The organism is Pseudomonas graminis (assembly GCF_013201545.1).
Taxonomy (GTDB): Bacteria; Pseudomonadota; Gammaproteobacteria; order Pseudomonadales; family Pseudomonadaceae; genus Aquipseudomonas.
Genome location: NZ_CP053746.1, coordinates 1,760,092 through 1,775,584 on the forward strand (window position 1 = coordinate 1,760,092; position 15,493 = coordinate 1,775,584).

Consider the following 15,493-nt stretch of genomic DNA (forward strand, 5'->3'; position numbering starts at 1 on the left):
GCGCCTTGCTACGTCGACCAGGCATAGGCTTAGACGGCCTCGCTGGACTCGTCCTCGAATGCGGCGAACAGTGGTTCATCTTCAACGATTTCGGCTTCTGCGATAACAGCGTAATCCATCAGGCCTGCTGCTATTTCGCGCAGGGCCACTACGGTAGGCTTGTCGTTTTCCCATGCCAGCTTTGGCTCTTTGCCACCGGTCGCCAGTTGACGAGAGCGCTTGGTGGCGAGCATGACCAGCTCAAAACGGTTATCTACATGTTCCAGGCAGTCTTCAACGGTCACGCGGGCCATGGGTATTCCTCGTAGCAAATGCGATATGCGCGGTGCCCGAATGGGCGAGCGGACTCGACAGTCTAAAAAATCACCAGCGTTTAGGGAAGCGCTGATTTTGAATGGGTCGGTTTTGCCCGATGAAACGGTCAGGCCAGCAGTTGAGCCAACAACTCGGTGTGGCGCTGCTGCTGATGTTCCTGGCTCAGCAAGTTGGCGCGGAAGATTGCTTTCAGGTCTTCAAGCGCCGTGGCGAAATCGTCGTTGATCACGATGTAATCGTATTCGGCGTAGTGACTCATCTCGCTGACGGCTTCGCGCATGCGGCCTTCGATGATCTCGTCGCTGTCCTGACCCCGATTGGTCAGACGCTGGCGCAGCGCCTGCTGAGTCGGTGGCAGAATGAAGATCGAGCGTGCGCGGGGCATCAGTTTGCGAACCTGCTCCGCACCTTGCCAGTCAATCTCCAGAATCAGGTCATGACCTTCGTCCAGTGTCTGCTGCAAACGGCTCTGTGACGTTCCGTACATGTTGCCGAAGACTTCAGCCTGTTCGAGAAAGTCGCCGTGCTCGATCATGCGCACGAACTCGGCGCGGTCGACGAAGTGGTAGTTCACGCCGTCTGCTTCGCCCGGACGCATGGCCCGGGTGGTGTGTGACACCGACACGCGGATCTGCGGCTGAGCGTTGATCAGGGCGTTGACCAGGCTGGTCTTGCCCGCGCCCGATGGGGCGGAAATGATGTAAAGGGTGCCGGTGCTGTGGGTCATGTCAGAGGTGGCCTTACTCAATGTTCTGCACTTGTTCGCGCATCTGCTCGATCAACACTTTGAGGTTGACGGCAGCTTGCGTGCTTCGAGGATCAAAGGCTTTGGAGCCCAGGGTGTTGGCTTCGCGGTTGAGCTCTTGCATCAGGAAGTCCAGCCGGCGCCCGGCCTGCCCGCCGGCCTTGAGTACGCGGCGTACTTCGGTGACGTGAGTGCTCAGGCGGTCGAGTTCTTCGGCGACGTCGCTTTTTTGCGCCAGCAGGACCATTTCCTGTTCCAGACGCTGCGGATCGAGCTCGGCCTTCATGTCGGCAAAGCGATCGAGCACCTTTTGGCGTTGGGCAGCGAGCATCTGCGGCACGAGCGTACGCAAGGTCGCGACTTCAGTTTTGATCGCGGTAAGCCGTTCGTCGAGAAGCCTGGCCAGATCGGCGCCTTCACGGGCGCGACCGGCCTTGAGCTCTTCGAGGGCTTCGTTGAACAAGGCCAGTGCGTCGTTGTTCAGCGCTTGCGGGTCGGCAGCGTCGGCCACCAGAACACCGGGCCAGGCCAGCACTTCAAGGGGGTTCAGCGCAGCAGGTTGCTTGATCAGGCTGGCAATCATCTCCGCTGCCGCGACCAGTTGCCCGGCGCGTTCGCGATCAACCTGCAGCGGCTTGCCTGCGGTTTCTTCAGTAAAACCCAGGGTGCATTCGATTTTGCCCCGGGATAGGCCCTGGCGCAGGGCCTCACGCACGGCGCCTTCCAGGTCACGGAATGACTCCGGCAGCCGCAGATGGGGTTCGAGGTAACGGTGATTGACCGAGCGCATTTCCCAACTCAGCGTGCCTTGTGGGCCGGCTCGTTCAGCGCGGGCAAAAGCCGTCATGCTGTGCACCATGGGAAGTACCTCTATAAATTCAGGCGTTTGCGGATAGCCGGACCGGGATGAATACCCGGCAACGTGTCGTAGGGAAACGACTGGCTATAAAGGCGCAGGATTGTAGCTCAGTGCAGGGTGTGCGCCCAAATGTGGCATTGTCGCAAGCGATGCGCGGCGTCGTGACCATGCTGGCCTGCAGTGCAAATCTGCGGCGCCGGTCGTGAGCAATGCGTCATTAGATGTCCCAAGCCGTGTATGCACCTCTATAATGCAGGCCAGTTTTCCGTCTCCCAGTACAGGTATCCCAGATGAAACGTCCAAGTGGTCGCGCTGCCGATCAGCTTCGCCCGATCCGCATCACCCGCAACTACACCAAGCACGCCGAGGGTTCTGTGCTGGTCGAGTTCGGTGATACCAAGGTGATCTGCACCGTCAGCGTTGAAAACGGCGTTCCGCGTTTTCTCAAGGGCCAAGGCCAAGGCTGGTTGACGGCTGAATACGGCATGCTGCCTCGTGCAACCGGCGAGCGTAACCAGCGCGAAGCCAGCCGTGGCAAGCAGGGCGGCCGTACCCTCGAGATCCAGCGCCTGATCGGGCGCTCGCTGCGCGCGGCACTGGACATGTCCAAACTCGGTGAAATCACCCTGTACGTCGACTGCGATGTGATCCAGGCGGACGGCGGGACGCGCACTGCGTCGATCACCGGCTCCATGGTCGCGCTGATCGATGCACTCAAATCGATCAAAAAGCGTGGCGGCCTCAAGGGTGGCGATCCGTTGAAGCAGATGATCGCGGCCGTATCGGTGGGCATGTATCAGGGCGAGCCGGTCCTGGACCTGGATTATCTGGAAGACTCTACGGCCGAGACCGACCTCAACGTGGTCATGACCAACGCGGGCGGTTTCATCGAGGTGCAGGGCACTGCCGAAGGCGCGCCATTCCAGCCTGAAGACCTGAACGCAATGTTGGCACTGGCTCAAAAAGGCATGAATGAAATCTTCGAGCTGCAGCAGGCGGCACTGGCCGACTGATCGATTTTCAATAAGTTAGAACACTACGTCAGAGCGCTACATCAAAACAGGGAAAGCATGATGATCGAGAGTCAGTCGCCGTTGCCTACGCCGAGTAAAGAAGTTCGTCAGTGGGCGATGCTGTGCCACTTCGCTGCGTTTTTCGGCCTGATCTTTCCGTTCGGCAATTTGCTTGGGCCGCTCATCGTCTGGCAGCTCAAGAAAGAAGTCGACCCGTACATCGATGCCCAGGGCAAGGAAGCCCTCAATTTTCAGATCACCGTCGCCATCGCCGCGATGATCTGTTTTTTGCTGATGGTGGTGATTATCGGCTTTCCGCTGTTGATGCTGGTGGGCGTCGGCGCGCTGGTGCTGACGATCATCGCGGGCGTCAAGGTCAATGACGGCGTCGCCTACCGCTATCCGTTTACCTGGCGGTTGATCAAGTAAGACTTCACGGAGATCGGCAAATGCCTGATCTGCTGACAAACAAAAGCCGACTTCACGTCGGCTTTTTTTGAGCAACTGAACGTCAGATGGTGAGCGTCCAGTCGTAGTCCACAATCAGCGGCGCGTGTTGCGAGAAGCGCGGCTGGCGTGGAAGACGCGCACTGCGTACGAAACGGCGCAGGCCCGGGGTCAGCAACTGATAATCGAAGCGCCAGCCCAAGTTGAGCATCTCGGCCTGTTCGTTATCCGGCCACCAGCTGTACTGATCACCTTCACGGCTGACTTCACGCAGGGCATCGACATAACCCATGTTGCCAACGATCTCGTCCATCCACGCACGCTCTGGTGCCAGAAAGCCCGGAGATTGCTGGCTGTCGCGCCAGTTTTTGATGTCCAGCTTCTGTTGCGCCACGTATAGCGAGCCACAGTAAATGTACTCGCGACGTTTGCGTCGCTGCTTGTCGAGGTACTTGCCGAAATCGTCCATGAGCTTGAATTTCTGATTCAAGTCTTCATCGCCGTTCATCCCGGAAGGGAGCAGCAAGGTCGCGATACTGACTTTGTCGAAATCTGCCTGCAGGTAACGCCCGTAACGGTCAGCCGTCTCGAAACCAAGACCGTTGATAACCGCCTTCGGTTGCAGCCGCGAGTAAAGCGCCACGCCACCCTGGGCAGGGACTTCGGCTTCGCAGGCGTATAGGAAGTAGCCGTCCAGTTGGAAGGCTGGGTCGTCCAGTTCAAAGGCGGAGGCGCGGGTGTCCTGAAGGCAGATGACGTCGGCATTCTGGGCTTGCAGCCAACTGAGCAAACCACGCTCGACTGCAGCCTGAATACCATTAACGTTCACACTGATGATCCGCATAAATGGCCCCAAAAATCACGTGCGTGTATGATACCCGAGCTCTACCTAATTAGCTAAATCCGTGGTATTCGGGGCTTTTTTCATGCAGGCGTATCAACGCGATTTCATTCGTTTTGCCATCGATCGCGGAGTTTTGCGCTTCGGTGAGTTCACTTTGAAGTCTGGGCGCACCAGTCCTTACTTCTTCAATGCCGGTCTTTTCAACAGTGGTTCGGCCCTCGCCCAACTGGGTAAGTTTTACGCCGCTGCCGTTGTTGAAAGCGGTATCTCCTTCGACGTTCTGTTCGGCCCGGCCTACAAGGGTATTCCCCTGGCGGCGGCGACCGCCGTGGCGCTTGCCGAGCATCACGGTCTCGACCTCCCTTGGTGCTTCAACCGCAAAGAGGCCAAGGCCCATGGCGAAGGCGGCAGCCTGGTGGGCGCACCGTTGAGCGGCAACGTGCTGATCATCGACGACGTGATCACCGCAGGTACAGCTATCCGCGAGGTCATGCAGATTATTCAGGCCCAAAGCGCGAACGCTGCCGGCGTGCTGATCGCGTTGAATCGCCAGGAACGTGGCAACGGCGAGCTGTCTGCCATCCAGGAAGTCGAGCGCGATTTCGGCATTCCGGTGGTGAGCATCGTTTCGTTGAATCAGGTGCTGGAATTCCTGGCCGACGATCCGCAGCTCAAGCAGCACTTGCCTGCCGTCGAAGCGTACCGGGCTCAATACGGAATCTGAGCCTCCAAAAGGATGCGGTTTATGCTCAAGCTGGGCACGTTGGGTTTTTGTCTGTCGCTGGGTTTGGGTTGCATCGCAAGCGTTCAAGCGGACGACGCTCCGGGCATCGTGCTGTATCGCTACGTCGACAGTCGCGGCGTGACGGTACTCGATCGCCAGGGCGTGCCGCCAGAGTACGTCGGCAAGGGTTACGAAGTGCTCAATCAGCGTGGTCGCGTGGTGCAGACGATACCGCCTGCACCGTCCGCCGATGAACTGCGCGACGCCCAGGCCGCCAAGCTTCAGTCCGACGCCGATGCGCATTTGCTGCGGCTGTACAGCAGCGTCGAAGACGTCGACCGTGCGAAGAATCGTCGACTCGCCGAGCTCGACGGCCTGATCGTCGTCGCGCAAGGCAATATTCAGAACCTCGTCGCGCAGCAAGGCGCGCTTCAGACGCAAGCGGCTGATCAGGAGCGGGCAGGGCGCCCAGTGCCGAAGACGTTGCTTGATCAGATGGACGATCTGCGTGATCAGCAGCAGAACCTGAAAGTCGACATCCTGCGTTACCAGACCGCTCGGACTCAGGCTGAGGCCGAGTTTGCGCAGGATCGCGCGCGTTTGCAGAAGCTTCTCGGTCGGTAAGGCAGCCGTTCAGGCGTTACTCCTGAAAGATCAACACCGGGACGGTTTCAAGCTTCATCTCCCGCGCAACCGCCAACCGGTGATTTCCGTTAATTACTGGGTAAAACCCGCCCGCCATGGGGCTGACATGGATAGGCGGCAAATATTGCCCGTCCATAATTCCCGACTTGATCGCATCGAAACGTTCCTTGATCAGCTCCCTTCCATTGGTCGTCAGCAATTGCGGGTTAATCTGCCGGACGTTGGCCTGGAGCGCAGGGTCCACCCGCCACGTTTTCTCGACGGCGTGATCGTAGAATCCGGAGATGCTCACCCGATTGTTGGTAAAGGCGTCCAGATAAATATCGTCATACACATCACGCAACGCCAGACTTGCGGCGCCATCGCGGGTTGTGTAGACGAACAGTGGTGCACCGTCATCCATCGCTGTCTTTATCAAGCTGAGCTGCTCCGGGGTGGCGCTGATGTTATTGGCCTCGATGACCTCTTCCAGAGCTGTGGAGGATTTGACCTGAGCACCCAGCCTTGTGTGGACCGGCTTTGCGAGGGGGCTTCTTATCGCGCCCCGCCCTGACATCGGATACCCCACCCTGCCATTGACCCTTTGCAATGCGGCCGTGGCCGATTGCCGGACGATCAAGGGCGGGCCATACGCCATGCCGAATTCGATTAGATAATGCCGGCCCAAGGTGCCAGACACGGCGTTGGATAGCTGGCGGACTGGCACATTCTGGATCCCGCTGACTTCCACCAGCGTGTCAAAGGCACCGGTGCCACGCCATTGCGCGGGCACGGTGATGGTGGGAATACCCGACACATGACGCAAGCCCCCTGTCAGGTCGGAGGCCGGCACTGCGTAGCTGCGCAATCTGCTGGCCAGCGCGTGAAAGGCGCTTAGATCAAATGCTTTTGCCCCTGCAAGCCTGTTCAGCGCGCCGGGCATCAACGTGCCTGCAGTCTTCATTGCACGTTGAAACTGAGTGGACTGCATGATGACCTCGGTCGACAGCGAGGCGAACCGTGGCAAGACCTTTGTGATGAGTAGCTTTCCTGCCCTGAATGCCAGCTGGATCGTACCCCGCAGAAGCTTGAGAGCAGGTATGCCAAATGTCAGCCCCTCAAGTGCGCATACGATGGCTGGAGCTTCGTCTGTGATGATCGAATTGACACAACCGAGCCCCGGCACGATCAGCGCGAGTTCGCGCAAAAGCGTCGGGTAGTTGTTGGCGACTTCCTCAGAACCCGTTTCATGCCGGAGTCGCTGATAGGCGTCATGAGGGTAGAAAAACAGGTGGTGGCTGGCGACGGCGATCGAAATGGCGTTTAAACGAGGGGAAGTGAGCGGCGTGGGTATGTCGTTATCAGGCTCCTCGATAGGGGCGAGCTCAGTGATGACTTCGCTGATGACCAAAGACACTGCGCCGCTCACCGGCGCAGAAAGCGAGGCGTAGGCGTTCCAATCGACGCTGATCTCGCTGCCAGAGACGATTTCCAGGAATGAAGGCAGGGCAGACGGATGAGCGTGCTTGGGCTTGGTCGGTATTGCCATCCTGGCGTGGCGGATCGCTATGCCTTTCAACGGGAAGAGTTCGTAGAAGAACGAGGTGTTCTGGTAGTTACATTCAAGGATAAAGCCATATCGGCCTCGCGCGCGCTCCCTATCCTGAACGCTTTCCATGCCCGCTACTTTTCCCGTAAACGTTCGCAGCGTATGAATCTTCACCCTTCCGTAGTGCAGCGCTCGTCGATCCTCTCCCGGTATTTGCGCCCACATGCTGTCGACAATGAACGTGTAGGCCAGCCTGGACTGAGCCTCATAGAATCGGTAACTCCCTTCGAACATGTGCGGAATGTCGATGCCTTCGAGCTGATGAGCGATGCTTCCAAACGCCCGATTGACCAGCACTTGATCATGGGACGAGACGGGCTGGAATTTATCCATCCCATTTTTCATGTGCCCTGCTGCGAAGACGTCCAGCAGGTAAAACTGTGCGCCTGAGTACATGTCATCGCTGCGCAGGGAGTAGTCAAACCTGTCCGCAATATTGACGGGGTGCATGATCCGTTTTTTTATCTGCTCAGCCCTGTCCCCGAAAAGCTGGTGCAGCTTCTGCAGTGCCATCTGCACGCGATCAGGCGCCTCACGCGTCAGCCCCTCCGCCGCGCTTACGCCGTTCGCGATATGAGCATCCAGAGCGGACGCCGCCGTGGCCAGCTCCGATGACGAATAGTCAGTGCGCGCCTTTCCGGGTAACACCCCGTTGGCGATCGCCCACGTCAGACTCGGACCCACCCGTGTGGCGGCGATCAGCATCAGCTCTTCAGGGGCGGCTGCTTTGCTCAGTGTCATGGGCAGACGAATCAACGCCTCGAACGTAAGCGTCGGCGCCGAGGCCGGATCCAGCGCGTTGGCGAGGGACACACCGTGAATGAAATTCGCCCATGGCGCCGTGCCATGGCGCAGGTCTTCGTCGATGCCCTGAACCATAAAATCGGGGAGGGCAGGCGTCAGGATGTGCAGCGCCAACTCTGGTAATGAGGTTTTGGCCGAGAGTGCAACGAGCAGTTGCTCTCGACGCTGCGGGTAGGTCAAACCCCAGTTTTGCGGCCCCTCCAAGTCATAGCCCGCTATGTAGTCCCGCCGCTGTTGTCGTGGAGGGTTGAGCTCCAGCATCAGCGCTGCCCAAACCAAGTGCTGTCGGATGACTGGAACCGTGATTTCGCCCTCGTCACCTCCATACCACTTCAGCGCTGAGAGCAGTTGCCCGGCGAGCGTGTCGGCTTGAGCCGAGCTAATCATTTGTTCGAGGACGATGCTCAGTTGCTGCGCCCTTTTCGCGTTATCGTGGCTTAACGTCGATGGGGGTAAATGTGGCGCCGCAAGCAATAAAAGCAGTGTGTGCGTCCGTGCCGAGTGAGCGTTCTGCGACACTTGTGACTGCACGAAACCCTTCACTGTCTCGCTGATGGTCAGTAAGTCGTCGAACTTGAGGAGTGCGTCGACCCGCTGAGGCAGCGTCATCAAGCGGGCGGGTTGCTCTGCGTCATTCAAGCGCGCACCCGCGCTCAGCAACATCCACTTCTGACAGTCTTCAAGATACAGCGGGTGCCATTCGCGCAGTATCTGCTCCCGGTTTGTCGGCTCGCTGGCGCCTTCGTCACTTGCTTGAGCGGGGGCATTGGGCGACACAACGTTGAAGCGGAAGTTGTCCGAATCGAACTCCACTTCGTACGTGTGGCCATCAAGTTCGATAAACAGCAGGCCGTCGATGTTGTACACGCCATTGAAGGGCCCGACGTCCTCAAGTGCGACGTGCCCGGTCAGCGACTGCGCGCTGACGTAGGGCTCCAATAGACCTGCCGGAGGTGCCAGCGCTGCATCCAGCTGCTCGCCTGGCAAAAGGAGTTTCAATGAGGGTTCTGGTTGAACGGGTTGCGAGGTATTGCGATGCAGCGTGGACATAAAAGGTCTCGAAATAATGAGCGAGACCTACGGTGTTCAGAGCCTACGGGCGTGGCCGTCATCAAATGGCGATTTAGCAGGTCAGATAAATCTGAAACCTGTGTGGGCGCCACTGAAACCTGGCCGTAAAAAAGCCCCGCCGGGCAGTGAGCCGGGCAGGGCTGTTTGCAGCGGCAATCAGTGACGCTTGCGATTGCTGATCAGCGTGCCGACGCCGGTATCGGTGAAAATTTCCAGCAGCACGGCATTCGGCACACGGCCGTCGATGATGTGGGACGTGTTCACGCCGCCCTGCACCGCTTCCAGTGCGCAGCGGATCTTCGGCAGCATCCCGCCGTAGATGGTGCCGTCGGCGATCAAGCCATTGACCTGCTCGGTGGTCAGGCCGGTCAGTACTTCGCCTTCCTTGTCCATCAAGCCGGCAATGTTGGTCAGCAGCATCAGCTTTTCAGCCTTCAGAGCTTCAGCGACTTTGCCTGCGACCAGATCGGCGTTGATGTTGTAGGACTCGCCATCAGCGCCTACTCCAATGGGCGCAATAACCGGAATGAAATCGCCCTTCACCAGCATGTTGAGCAGGTCGGTGTTAATGCCGACGACTTCACCCACATGGCCGATGTCGATGATTTCCGGCTTGAGCATGTCCGGAGTCTGGCGCGTGACGTTCATCTTTTTTGCACGAATCAGCTGCGCGTCCTTACCGGTCAGGCCGATGGCGCTGCCGCCGTGGCGGTTGATCAGGTTGACAATGTCCTTGTTGACCTTGCCACCCAGCACCATCTCCACTACGTCCATGGTTTGCGCATCGGTGACGCGCATACCGTCGATGAAGTGGCTGTCGATGGACAGGCGCTTGAGCAGGTCACCAATCTGAGGGCCACCGCCGTGAACCACGACCGGGTTGATGCCCACCGCTTTCATCAGCACGATGTCGCGGGCGAAGCCGTTTTTCAGCTCATCGCTCTCCATGGCGTTGCCGCCGTACTTGATAACAAGCGTCTTGCCGACAAAGCGTCGGATGTAGGGCAACGCTTCGGAGAGGACCTTGGCGGCATTGGCTGCGGCATCATGTTCGAGGGTCATTTGGGCTCCACTCAAAATAGGGTCAAAAAGGAAGTTCTAGATCCGGTGCTACGTGTTTCAACTGGGTGTGGAAGACGTCCTTGATCCGCTGCAGCTCTAGCTCGGTTTCGGCCTCGAAGCGTAACACCAGCACTGGCGTGGTATTGGACGCGCGAATCAGGCCCCAGCCTCTCGGATAATCGACCCGCACACCATCAATGCCGGTGAGGTTGGCGTTGCCCCACTGGGCGTCGCGCTCCAACGCTTCCATGATGCTGAACTTGCGGGTTTCGGTGACTTTGACGTTGATTTCCGGGGTCGAAAAATCGTTCGGAAAGGTCTGGAAAAGCTCCTCGGCGCTGAGTTTCTCCTGACTGAGGATTTCCAGCAGGCGCGCTGCGCTGTAGATGCCGTCGTCGAAACCGAACCAGCGCTCCTTGAAGAAGATGTGTCCGCTCATCTCGCCGGCCAGCAAGGCGCCGCTTTCTTTCATCTTCTTTTTGATCAACGAATGACCCGTCTTCCACATCACCGGGCGGCCGCCGTATTCGTGGATCAACGGTATCAGGCGGCGCGTGCATTTGACGTCGAAAATCACGTCAGCCCCGGGATTGCGCTTGACCACATCGCGGGCAAACAGCATCAGCAGGCGGTCGGGGTAGATGATAGTGCCGGCGTTTGTGACGACACCGACACGATCAGCATCACCGTCGAAGGCCAGGCCGAGATCGGCACCGGTTTCCCGGACCTTGGCGATCAGGTCCTGGAGGTTCTCCGGCTTGCCTGGATCAGGGTGATGGTTGGGAAAATTGCCGTCGACCTCGCAGTACAGCGGGATGACTTCGCAGTTGAGCGCTTCGATCAATTGCGGGGCGATCACGCCGCCTACGCCGTTGCCGCAATCCACCACCACTTTCATGCGCCGCGCGAGCACGACATCGCCAATGATCTGGCTGGCATAACGGTCGAGGATATTGACCTTGATGATGCTGCCCTTGGCAGAAGGCAGGTCATTGGCCTTGATGCGTTCATGCAGCGCTTGGATCTGTTCGTCTGCCAGCGTGTCGCCGGCGATGACGATCTTGAAACCGTTGTAATCTTTCGGGTTGTGGCTGCCCGTCAGCATGACACCCGTTCTGCCCGCTAGCACATGGGTGGCGTAATACAGCGCGGGGGTGGGCACCAGACCGATGTCGCTGACGTGGCAGCCACTGTCATGCAGGCCCTTGATCAAGTCCGCGACCAGTGCAGGGCCCGAAAGTCGGCCGTCGCGGCCCACAGAAACATGCGGCTCGCCCTGCGCCAGACTTTCTGCCCCGACGGCTCGGCCGATCCAGTAGGCGGTTTCGGTGCTCAGCGTATCGCCGACGATGCCGCGAATGTCGTAGGCGCGAAAAATCGTCTCCGGAAAGGGCGGGGCGATGGAGGCGGTGCTGCTCATGGCGTGGGATGGCTCCGACTTCGAGAAGTCCTGGGGTTCATCGATCAAGTCAAGGTCCAGAATATCGGTGTCCTGGAACAGCGGGTCGGTCAGGTGGTGGTCCTCCGACGCAACCGGAAGGAGCGGCGCGGCGCTGTGGGGCGGTGTCCCGGTTGGCTGACCCTGTTCTGTCGCTCCGGCTGCCGTTGGATTATTGCGCAGTGAGAACCGCGCCATGCTCTGGGCGAGCCCGTTCAACGCGGGCAGGCTCAAGCCGAAGGCTTTGACGGCCTTGCCTCCGGAGAGCTCTTGCAGCAGTTGCTCGAGCTGTCGCGCATCAGCCGCCACCCGGCGCTTGAGTGCACTCTCGTTCAGGTACAACCCCAACAGCATCGCCCCGGCGGCAACCAGCAAGGCGAGCAGCAGCATCAGCCAGGGCGTCGAGCCCTGTAGCGCGGTGCCGGCGGCAAAGGTCAGCTTCCAGTTGGGGTATCCGGTGGAGAATTCCTGGGGACGGCTGCCATCGTCCTCGCCACGGGTGAGAAAACTCTGTGCGGTGGCGTTGCCGAACTGCTGGACGAGCACCACCTGACCCACATCGGCGGGCGTTTCGGGAAGTGCATTGATCAGGCGCTGCGGGTTGAACGCCAGCAACAGGGTCCCGGTGATCGGCGCGTCTGGCGCCGTGCGCAGGGGCGCTGCGCTGTAGATCAGCCATTTGTCGCCGACCTTGCGTGCTTCAGGGGCAGGGGTTTCGCCCTTGCCAGCCTTGGCCAGCATGTCCAGCGTGGCGAAGCTGATCGGCAGCGCGCTTTGGGTGTCGACGCCGTTGAACCCTAAGGGGTTAAGCCGTGCGCCCACCACGCCGTCGCGATAACGCAGCTGCGTCTGCGCGCTTTCAATGACCGACGAATTGTTGCTCAACAGGGCCTGGCCCAGCGCGGGGTCCATTGCAGCGGTTTGGGTGTCGGCGTTGATCTGGCGCAGCGCCTTGTTGACGGCCCCGGCCTGTGCGCTTCCCCAGGCCTGAACCAGTTGCTCCTGTTGCTGAGGCTGGCTTTGAATGGCGAGCCACACCAGCACCATTGCAGCCAGGAGGCCAATGAGCGAAGGAGTGACGCCGGGGGTCGATAAGCTCAAATTGGCGTCTTTACTGGCCGCGTCAGTAGTTTCCGGCGTGGGGGTCGCTTTGGCCGTGCGTTTGATGCCTTTCAAACTAACTCTCCCTGCTGGGTCGTCCTGACGCGTTCTTGTTGTTACGCACCGCTCAAAGCCCGTCAGGCCCAAAGCAGTGCGCTAGCCAAAGTGAGTGTTTGTGGCCGGATCAATGGCTGCCGGAGTGACCGAAGCCGCCAGCGCCGCGCTGACTTTCATCGAAATCTTCAACGATTTCAAAGTGCGCCTGCACCACCGGCACCAGTACAAGCTGGGCCAGACGCTCGCCGATGGAAATCTTGAAAGCAGTCTGGCCGCGGTTCCAGCACGAGACCATCAGCTCGCCTTGATAATCGGAGTCGATCAGGCCCACCAGGTTACCCAGCACGATGCCGTGTTTATGGCCCAGGCCCGAGCGCGGCAAGATCAGCGCAGCCAAGCCAGGGTCTGCGATGTATATCGACAGCCCGGTGGGGATCAAGAGGGTCTGACCGGGTTCGAGCAGGGTGTCTTCCTTCAGCATGGCGCGCAGGTCCAGGCCGGCCGAGCCTGAAGTGGCGTAAGCGGGAAGCGGGAATTCGCTGCCAATGCGAGGGTCGAGGATCTTGGCTTGTAGAGCGTGCATTCGTGATTAAACCTGGTTCATGCGATCGGCAATAAAAGTCACCAGCTGCCGCGCGATCTTGGCTTTGCTGGTCTGGGCGAAGAGCGTCGCTTGCAACGCTCGGTCGATCACGCTGCAGGCGTTTTCTTCGCTGTTGAAGCCAATACTGGGATTGGCAACGTCATTGGCGACGATCAGGTCAAGGTTCTTGTCCTTGAGCTTGCGAGCGGCGTAATCAAGCAGGTGTTCGGTTTCGGCCGCGAAGCCGACGCTGAAGGGGCGATCCGGCCGCTGGGCGATGGTGGCGAGGATGTCCGGATTGCGGACCATCTGCAGCAGAAGACCATCACCTGTCGTGGGATCTTTCTTTAATTTCTGTGTGGCGACGACTTCGGGCCGGTAGTCCGCGACAGCGGCGGAGGCGATGAAGAGATCGCAAGGCATGGCGTCTTCGCAGGCGGCGAGCATGTCGCGGGCACTGACAACGTCGATGCGCGACACGCGGTCAGGCGTCTGCAGGTTCACCGGGCCGGTGATCAGGGTGACTCGCGCGCCCGCTTCGGCAGCGGCTTCGGCCAGAGCGAAGCCCATTTTGCCGGAGCTGTGGTTGGTGATGTAGCGAACCGGATCGATGTTTTCCTGGGTCGGGCCGGCGGTGATCAACACGTGCTTGCCGGTCAGCGTCAGGCGCTGGAAGCAATCGGCGGCAGATTGCGCCAGATCATTGGGTTCGAGCATGCGCCCGTAGCCCACGTCGCCACAGGCCTGACTGCCGCTGGCCGGGCCAAACATGCGAAAGCCGCGCTGTTCGAGCAGATGCAGATTCGCCTGCACGGAGGGGTCGCGCCACATGGCCTGGTTCATCGCGGGCGCGACGGCGACGATAGCGTCGGTCGCCAGCACCACGGTAGTCAGCAGATCGTTGGCAATACCTTGGGCCAGACGGGCCATAAGGTCGGCGGTGCCCGGTGCGATGAGGATCATGTCGGCCCACTTGGCCAGCTCGATATGGCCCATGGCAGCTTCGGCTGCGGGGTCGAGCAAATCAAGGTGAACCGGGTGGCCGGACAAGGCCTGCATGGTCAGCGGGGTGATGAATTCAGCGCCGCCTTTGGTCATGACGACGCGGACTTCTGCACCGTGGTCGCGCAAACGGCGGACCAGTTCGGCGCTCTTGTAGGCCGCGATGCCACCGCCGACGCCGAGAACGATGCGTTTTCGATACAGCCGCTGCATAGGCCTGCCTTTAGGTCGGTTAACACGCGGCAATCATTACGCCTCCCCAGGCCTGACTGTCGCGCAAAAAAGAGCGGCTAAGATAGCACAGCGACCGCACGGGAACAGCGGCGCCACAGACAGGGAGCTGCTATGAGTATTCGCGATTGGCCGGCGGCAGAGCGTCCGCGGGAGAAGCTGCTGGAACGGGGGGCGTCGAGTCTGTCGGACGCTGAATTGCTGGCGATTTTCTTGCGCACGGGCGTCTCGGGCAGAAGTGCCGTGGACCTGGCCCGGCACCTTTTGCATCAGTTCGGCAGTCTGCGTGCATTGCTCGAAGCCAACCTGACGGCATTCAGCAGCGAGCTGGGCCTTGGACCCGCCAAGTTCGCGCAGTTGCAGGCGGTCATGGAAATGGCCCGGCGCAACATGGGCGAGGATTTGAAGCGCGATTCCGTCCTGGAAAACCCGACTCAGGTGCGGCGCTACCTCAAGGCGCTGTTACGGCACGAGCAGCATGAAGTCTTCGGCTGTTTGTTTCTCGACAGCAAGAATCGGGTTCAGACCTTCGAAGTGCTGTTTCACGGCTCGATCAACACGGCGCATGTTCATGCGCGGCAGGTGGTCAAGCGGGCACTGGCCCACAATTCAGCAGGATTGATCCTTTGTCACAACCATCCTTCCGGCGTCAAAGATGCCAGCGAAGCCGACATTGACCTGACGCGGCATCTGAAACAGGCGCTGGCGCTGGTGGACGTGGTGGTGCTGGATCACTTGATCATCGGCGACGGCGATCCGTTGTCGATGGTTGAGTATGGGTTGATGTAGCGGCATTAGGACTGGCTAATCACGGAGATTCTAGGGCTGGCCGCCGAACGAATGTAGGACCGGCTTCAGCCGGGAAGGCGCTTGCAGTCACACCGCAAAACTATCGGTGTGCAAACCGGCCTCTTCCCGGCTAAAGCCGGTCCCACTAAAAGCGTCGTGCGCATCCAGTGGCATC

Annotated in this window: 14 protein-coding genes; 5 read left to right on the forward strand and 9 right to left on the reverse strand. The window is 59.5% G+C overall.

Annotated features, from left to right (window positions below; all coding sequences use genetic code 11):
• Nucleotides 1-29: 29 nt before the first annotated feature.
• The 3 genes from rpoZ to FX982_RS08005 form a co-directional block, all read right to left on the reverse strand.
• Nucleotides 30-293 (reverse strand): DNA-directed RNA polymerase subunit omega, encoded by a 264-nt coding sequence (gene rpoZ / locus FX982_RS07995; RefSeq protein WP_025257879.1) that lies wholly within the window; start codon nt 291-293, stop codon nt 30-32.
• Nucleotides 294-421: 128 nt separating this feature from the next.
• Nucleotides 422-1,042, reverse strand: a complete 621-nt coding sequence (gmk, locus tag FX982_RS08000) for a guanylate kinase (RefSeq protein ID WP_122534174.1) — start codon at nt 1,040-1,042, stop codon at nt 422-424.
• Nucleotides 1,043-1,055: 13 nt separating this feature from the next.
• Nucleotides 1,056-1,919, reverse strand: a complete 864-nt coding sequence (locus tag FX982_RS08005) for a YicC/YloC family endoribonuclease (protein WP_172610259.1) — start codon at nt 1,917-1,919, stop codon at nt 1,056-1,058.
• 290 nt (nt 1,920-2,209) lie between these two features.
• Between FX982_RS08005 and rph the strand changes: the two genes are divergently transcribed.
• Complete coding sequence (rph, locus tag FX982_RS08010) at nt 2,210-2,932, forward strand: ribonuclease PH (protein ID WP_172610260.1); 723 nt, start codon at nt 2,210-2,212, stop codon at nt 2,930-2,932.
• Nucleotides 2,933-2,992: 60 nt separating this feature from the next.
• Nucleotides 2,993-3,361 (forward strand): DUF4870 domain-containing protein, encoded by a 369-nt coding sequence (locus tag FX982_RS08015; protein ID WP_065988228.1) that lies wholly within the window; start codon nt 2,993-2,995, stop codon nt 3,359-3,361.
• An 82-nt stretch (nt 3,362-3,443) separates the two neighbouring features.
• On the opposite strand, the gene FX982_RS08020 is transcribed toward FX982_RS08015, so the two are convergent.
• Nucleotides 3,444-4,223, reverse strand: coding sequence for an exodeoxyribonuclease III (locus FX982_RS08020; protein WP_065988229.1), 780 nt, complete (start codon nt 4,221-4,223; stop codon nt 3,444-3,446).
• 82 nt (nt 4,224-4,305) lie between these two features.
• Here FX982_RS08020 and pyrE point away from each other — a divergent pair, with 82 nt between their 5' ends.
• Together pyrE and FX982_RS08030 are read left to right on the forward strand one after the other, a co-directional pair.
• A complete protein-coding gene (gene pyrE / locus FX982_RS08025; RefSeq protein ID WP_172610261.1) occupies nt 4,306-4,947 on the forward strand; it encodes an orotate phosphoribosyltransferase in 642 nt (213 codons plus the stop codon).
• Nucleotides 4,948-4,959: 12 nt separating this feature from the next.
• A complete protein-coding gene (locus tag FX982_RS08030; RefSeq protein ID WP_438826306.1) occupies nt 4,960-5,571 on the forward strand; it encodes a DUF4124 domain-containing protein in 612 nt (203 codons plus the stop codon).
• A 16-nt stretch (nt 5,572-5,587) separates the two neighbouring features.
• Here FX982_RS08030 and FX982_RS08035 read toward each other — a convergent pair whose 3' ends face one another.
• From FX982_RS08035 to coaBC, 5 genes are all read right to left on the reverse strand, one after another.
• Entirely contained in the window at nt 5,588-9,034 is a 3,447-nt protein-coding gene (locus FX982_RS08035) for a ParB N-terminal domain-containing protein (protein ID WP_172610263.1), read from the reverse strand.
• Between the two features lie 177 nt (nt 9,035-9,211).
• Entirely contained in the window at nt 9,212-10,117 is a 906-nt protein-coding gene (gene argB / locus FX982_RS08040) for an acetylglutamate kinase (protein ID WP_122534167.1), read from the reverse strand.
• Nucleotides 10,118-10,139: 22 nt separating this feature from the next.
• Nucleotides 10,140-11,537 carry a phosphomannomutase/phosphoglucomutase gene (locus FX982_RS24515; RefSeq protein ID WP_254074916.1) on the reverse strand — a complete coding sequence of 466 codons (1,398 nt, stop codon included), beginning with the start codon at nt 11,535-11,537 and terminating at the stop codon, nt 10,140-10,142.
• A gap of 1,303 nt (nt 11,538-12,840) precedes the next feature.
• Nucleotides 12,841-13,296 (reverse strand): dUTP diphosphatase, encoded by a 456-nt coding sequence (dut, locus tag FX982_RS08050; RefSeq protein ID WP_122534166.1) that lies wholly within the window; start codon nt 13,294-13,296, stop codon nt 12,841-12,843.
• Between the two features lie 6 nt (nt 13,297-13,302).
• Nucleotides 13,303-14,511 (reverse strand): bifunctional phosphopantothenoylcysteine decarboxylase/phosphopantothenate--cysteine ligase CoaBC, encoded by a 1,209-nt coding sequence (gene coaBC / locus FX982_RS08055; protein ID WP_172610264.1) that lies wholly within the window; start codon nt 14,509-14,511, stop codon nt 13,303-13,305.
• Between the two features lie 132 nt (nt 14,512-14,643).
• Between coaBC and radC the strand changes: the two genes are divergently transcribed.
• Nucleotides 14,644-15,318: a RadC family protein gene (gene radC, locus FX982_RS08060; protein WP_122534164.1), complete on the forward strand. Its 675-nt coding sequence runs from the start codon at nt 14,644-14,646 to the stop codon at nt 15,316-15,318.
• Nucleotides 15,319-15,493: the final 175 nt, after the last annotated feature.

What these genes read in the sequence shown, in the direction of transcription:
- rpoZ (WP_025257879.1), bottom strand. Translation starts at nt 293, where the DNA reads ATGGCCCGCGTGACCGTTGAAGACTGCCTGGAACATGTAGATAACCGT.
- gmk (WP_122534174.1), bottom strand. Translation starts at nt 1,042, where the DNA reads ATGACCCACAGCACCGGCACCCTTTACATCATTTCCGCCCCATCGGGC.
- FX982_RS08005 (WP_172610259.1), bottom strand. Translation starts at nt 1,919, where the DNA reads ATGGTGCACAGCATGACGGCTTTTGCCCGCGCTGAACGAGCCGGCCCA.
- rph (WP_172610260.1), top strand. Translation starts at nt 2,210, where the DNA reads ATGAAACGTCCAAGTGGTCGCGCTGCCGATCAGCTTCGCCCGATCCGC.
- FX982_RS08015 (WP_065988228.1), top strand. Translation starts at nt 2,993, where the DNA reads ATGATCGAGAGTCAGTCGCCGTTGCCTACGCCGAGTAAAGAAGTTCGT.
- FX982_RS08020 (WP_065988229.1), bottom strand. Translation starts at nt 4,223, where the DNA reads ATGCGGATCATCAGTGTGAACGTTAATGGTATTCAGGCTGCAGTCGAG.
- pyrE (WP_172610261.1), top strand. Translation starts at nt 4,306, where the DNA reads ATGCAGGCGTATCAACGCGATTTCATTCGTTTTGCCATCGATCGCGGA.
- FX982_RS08030 (WP_438826306.1), top strand. Translation starts at nt 4,960, where the DNA reads ATGCGGTTTATGCTCAAGCTGGGCACGTTGGGTTTTTGTCTGTCGCTG.
- FX982_RS08035 (WP_172610263.1), bottom strand. Translation starts at nt 9,034, where the DNA reads ATGTCCACGCTGCATCGCAATACCTCGCAACCCGTTCAACCAGAACCC.
- argB (WP_122534167.1), bottom strand. Translation starts at nt 10,117, where the DNA reads ATGACCCTCGAACATGATGCCGCAGCCAATGCCGCCAAGGTCCTCTCC.
- FX982_RS24515 (WP_254074916.1), bottom strand. Translation starts at nt 11,537, where the DNA reads ATGAGCAGCACCGCCTCCATCGCCCCGCCCTTTCCGGAGACGATTTTT.
- dut (WP_122534166.1), bottom strand. Translation starts at nt 13,296, where the DNA reads ATGCACGCTCTACAAGCCAAGATCCTCGACCCTCGCATTGGCAGCGAA.
- coaBC (WP_172610264.1), bottom strand. Translation starts at nt 14,511, where the DNA reads ATGCAGCGGCTGTATCGAAAACGCATCGTTCTCGGCGTCGGCGGTGGC.
- radC (WP_122534164.1), top strand. Translation starts at nt 14,644, where the DNA reads ATGAGTATTCGCGATTGGCCGGCGGCAGAGCGTCCGCGGGAGAAGCTG.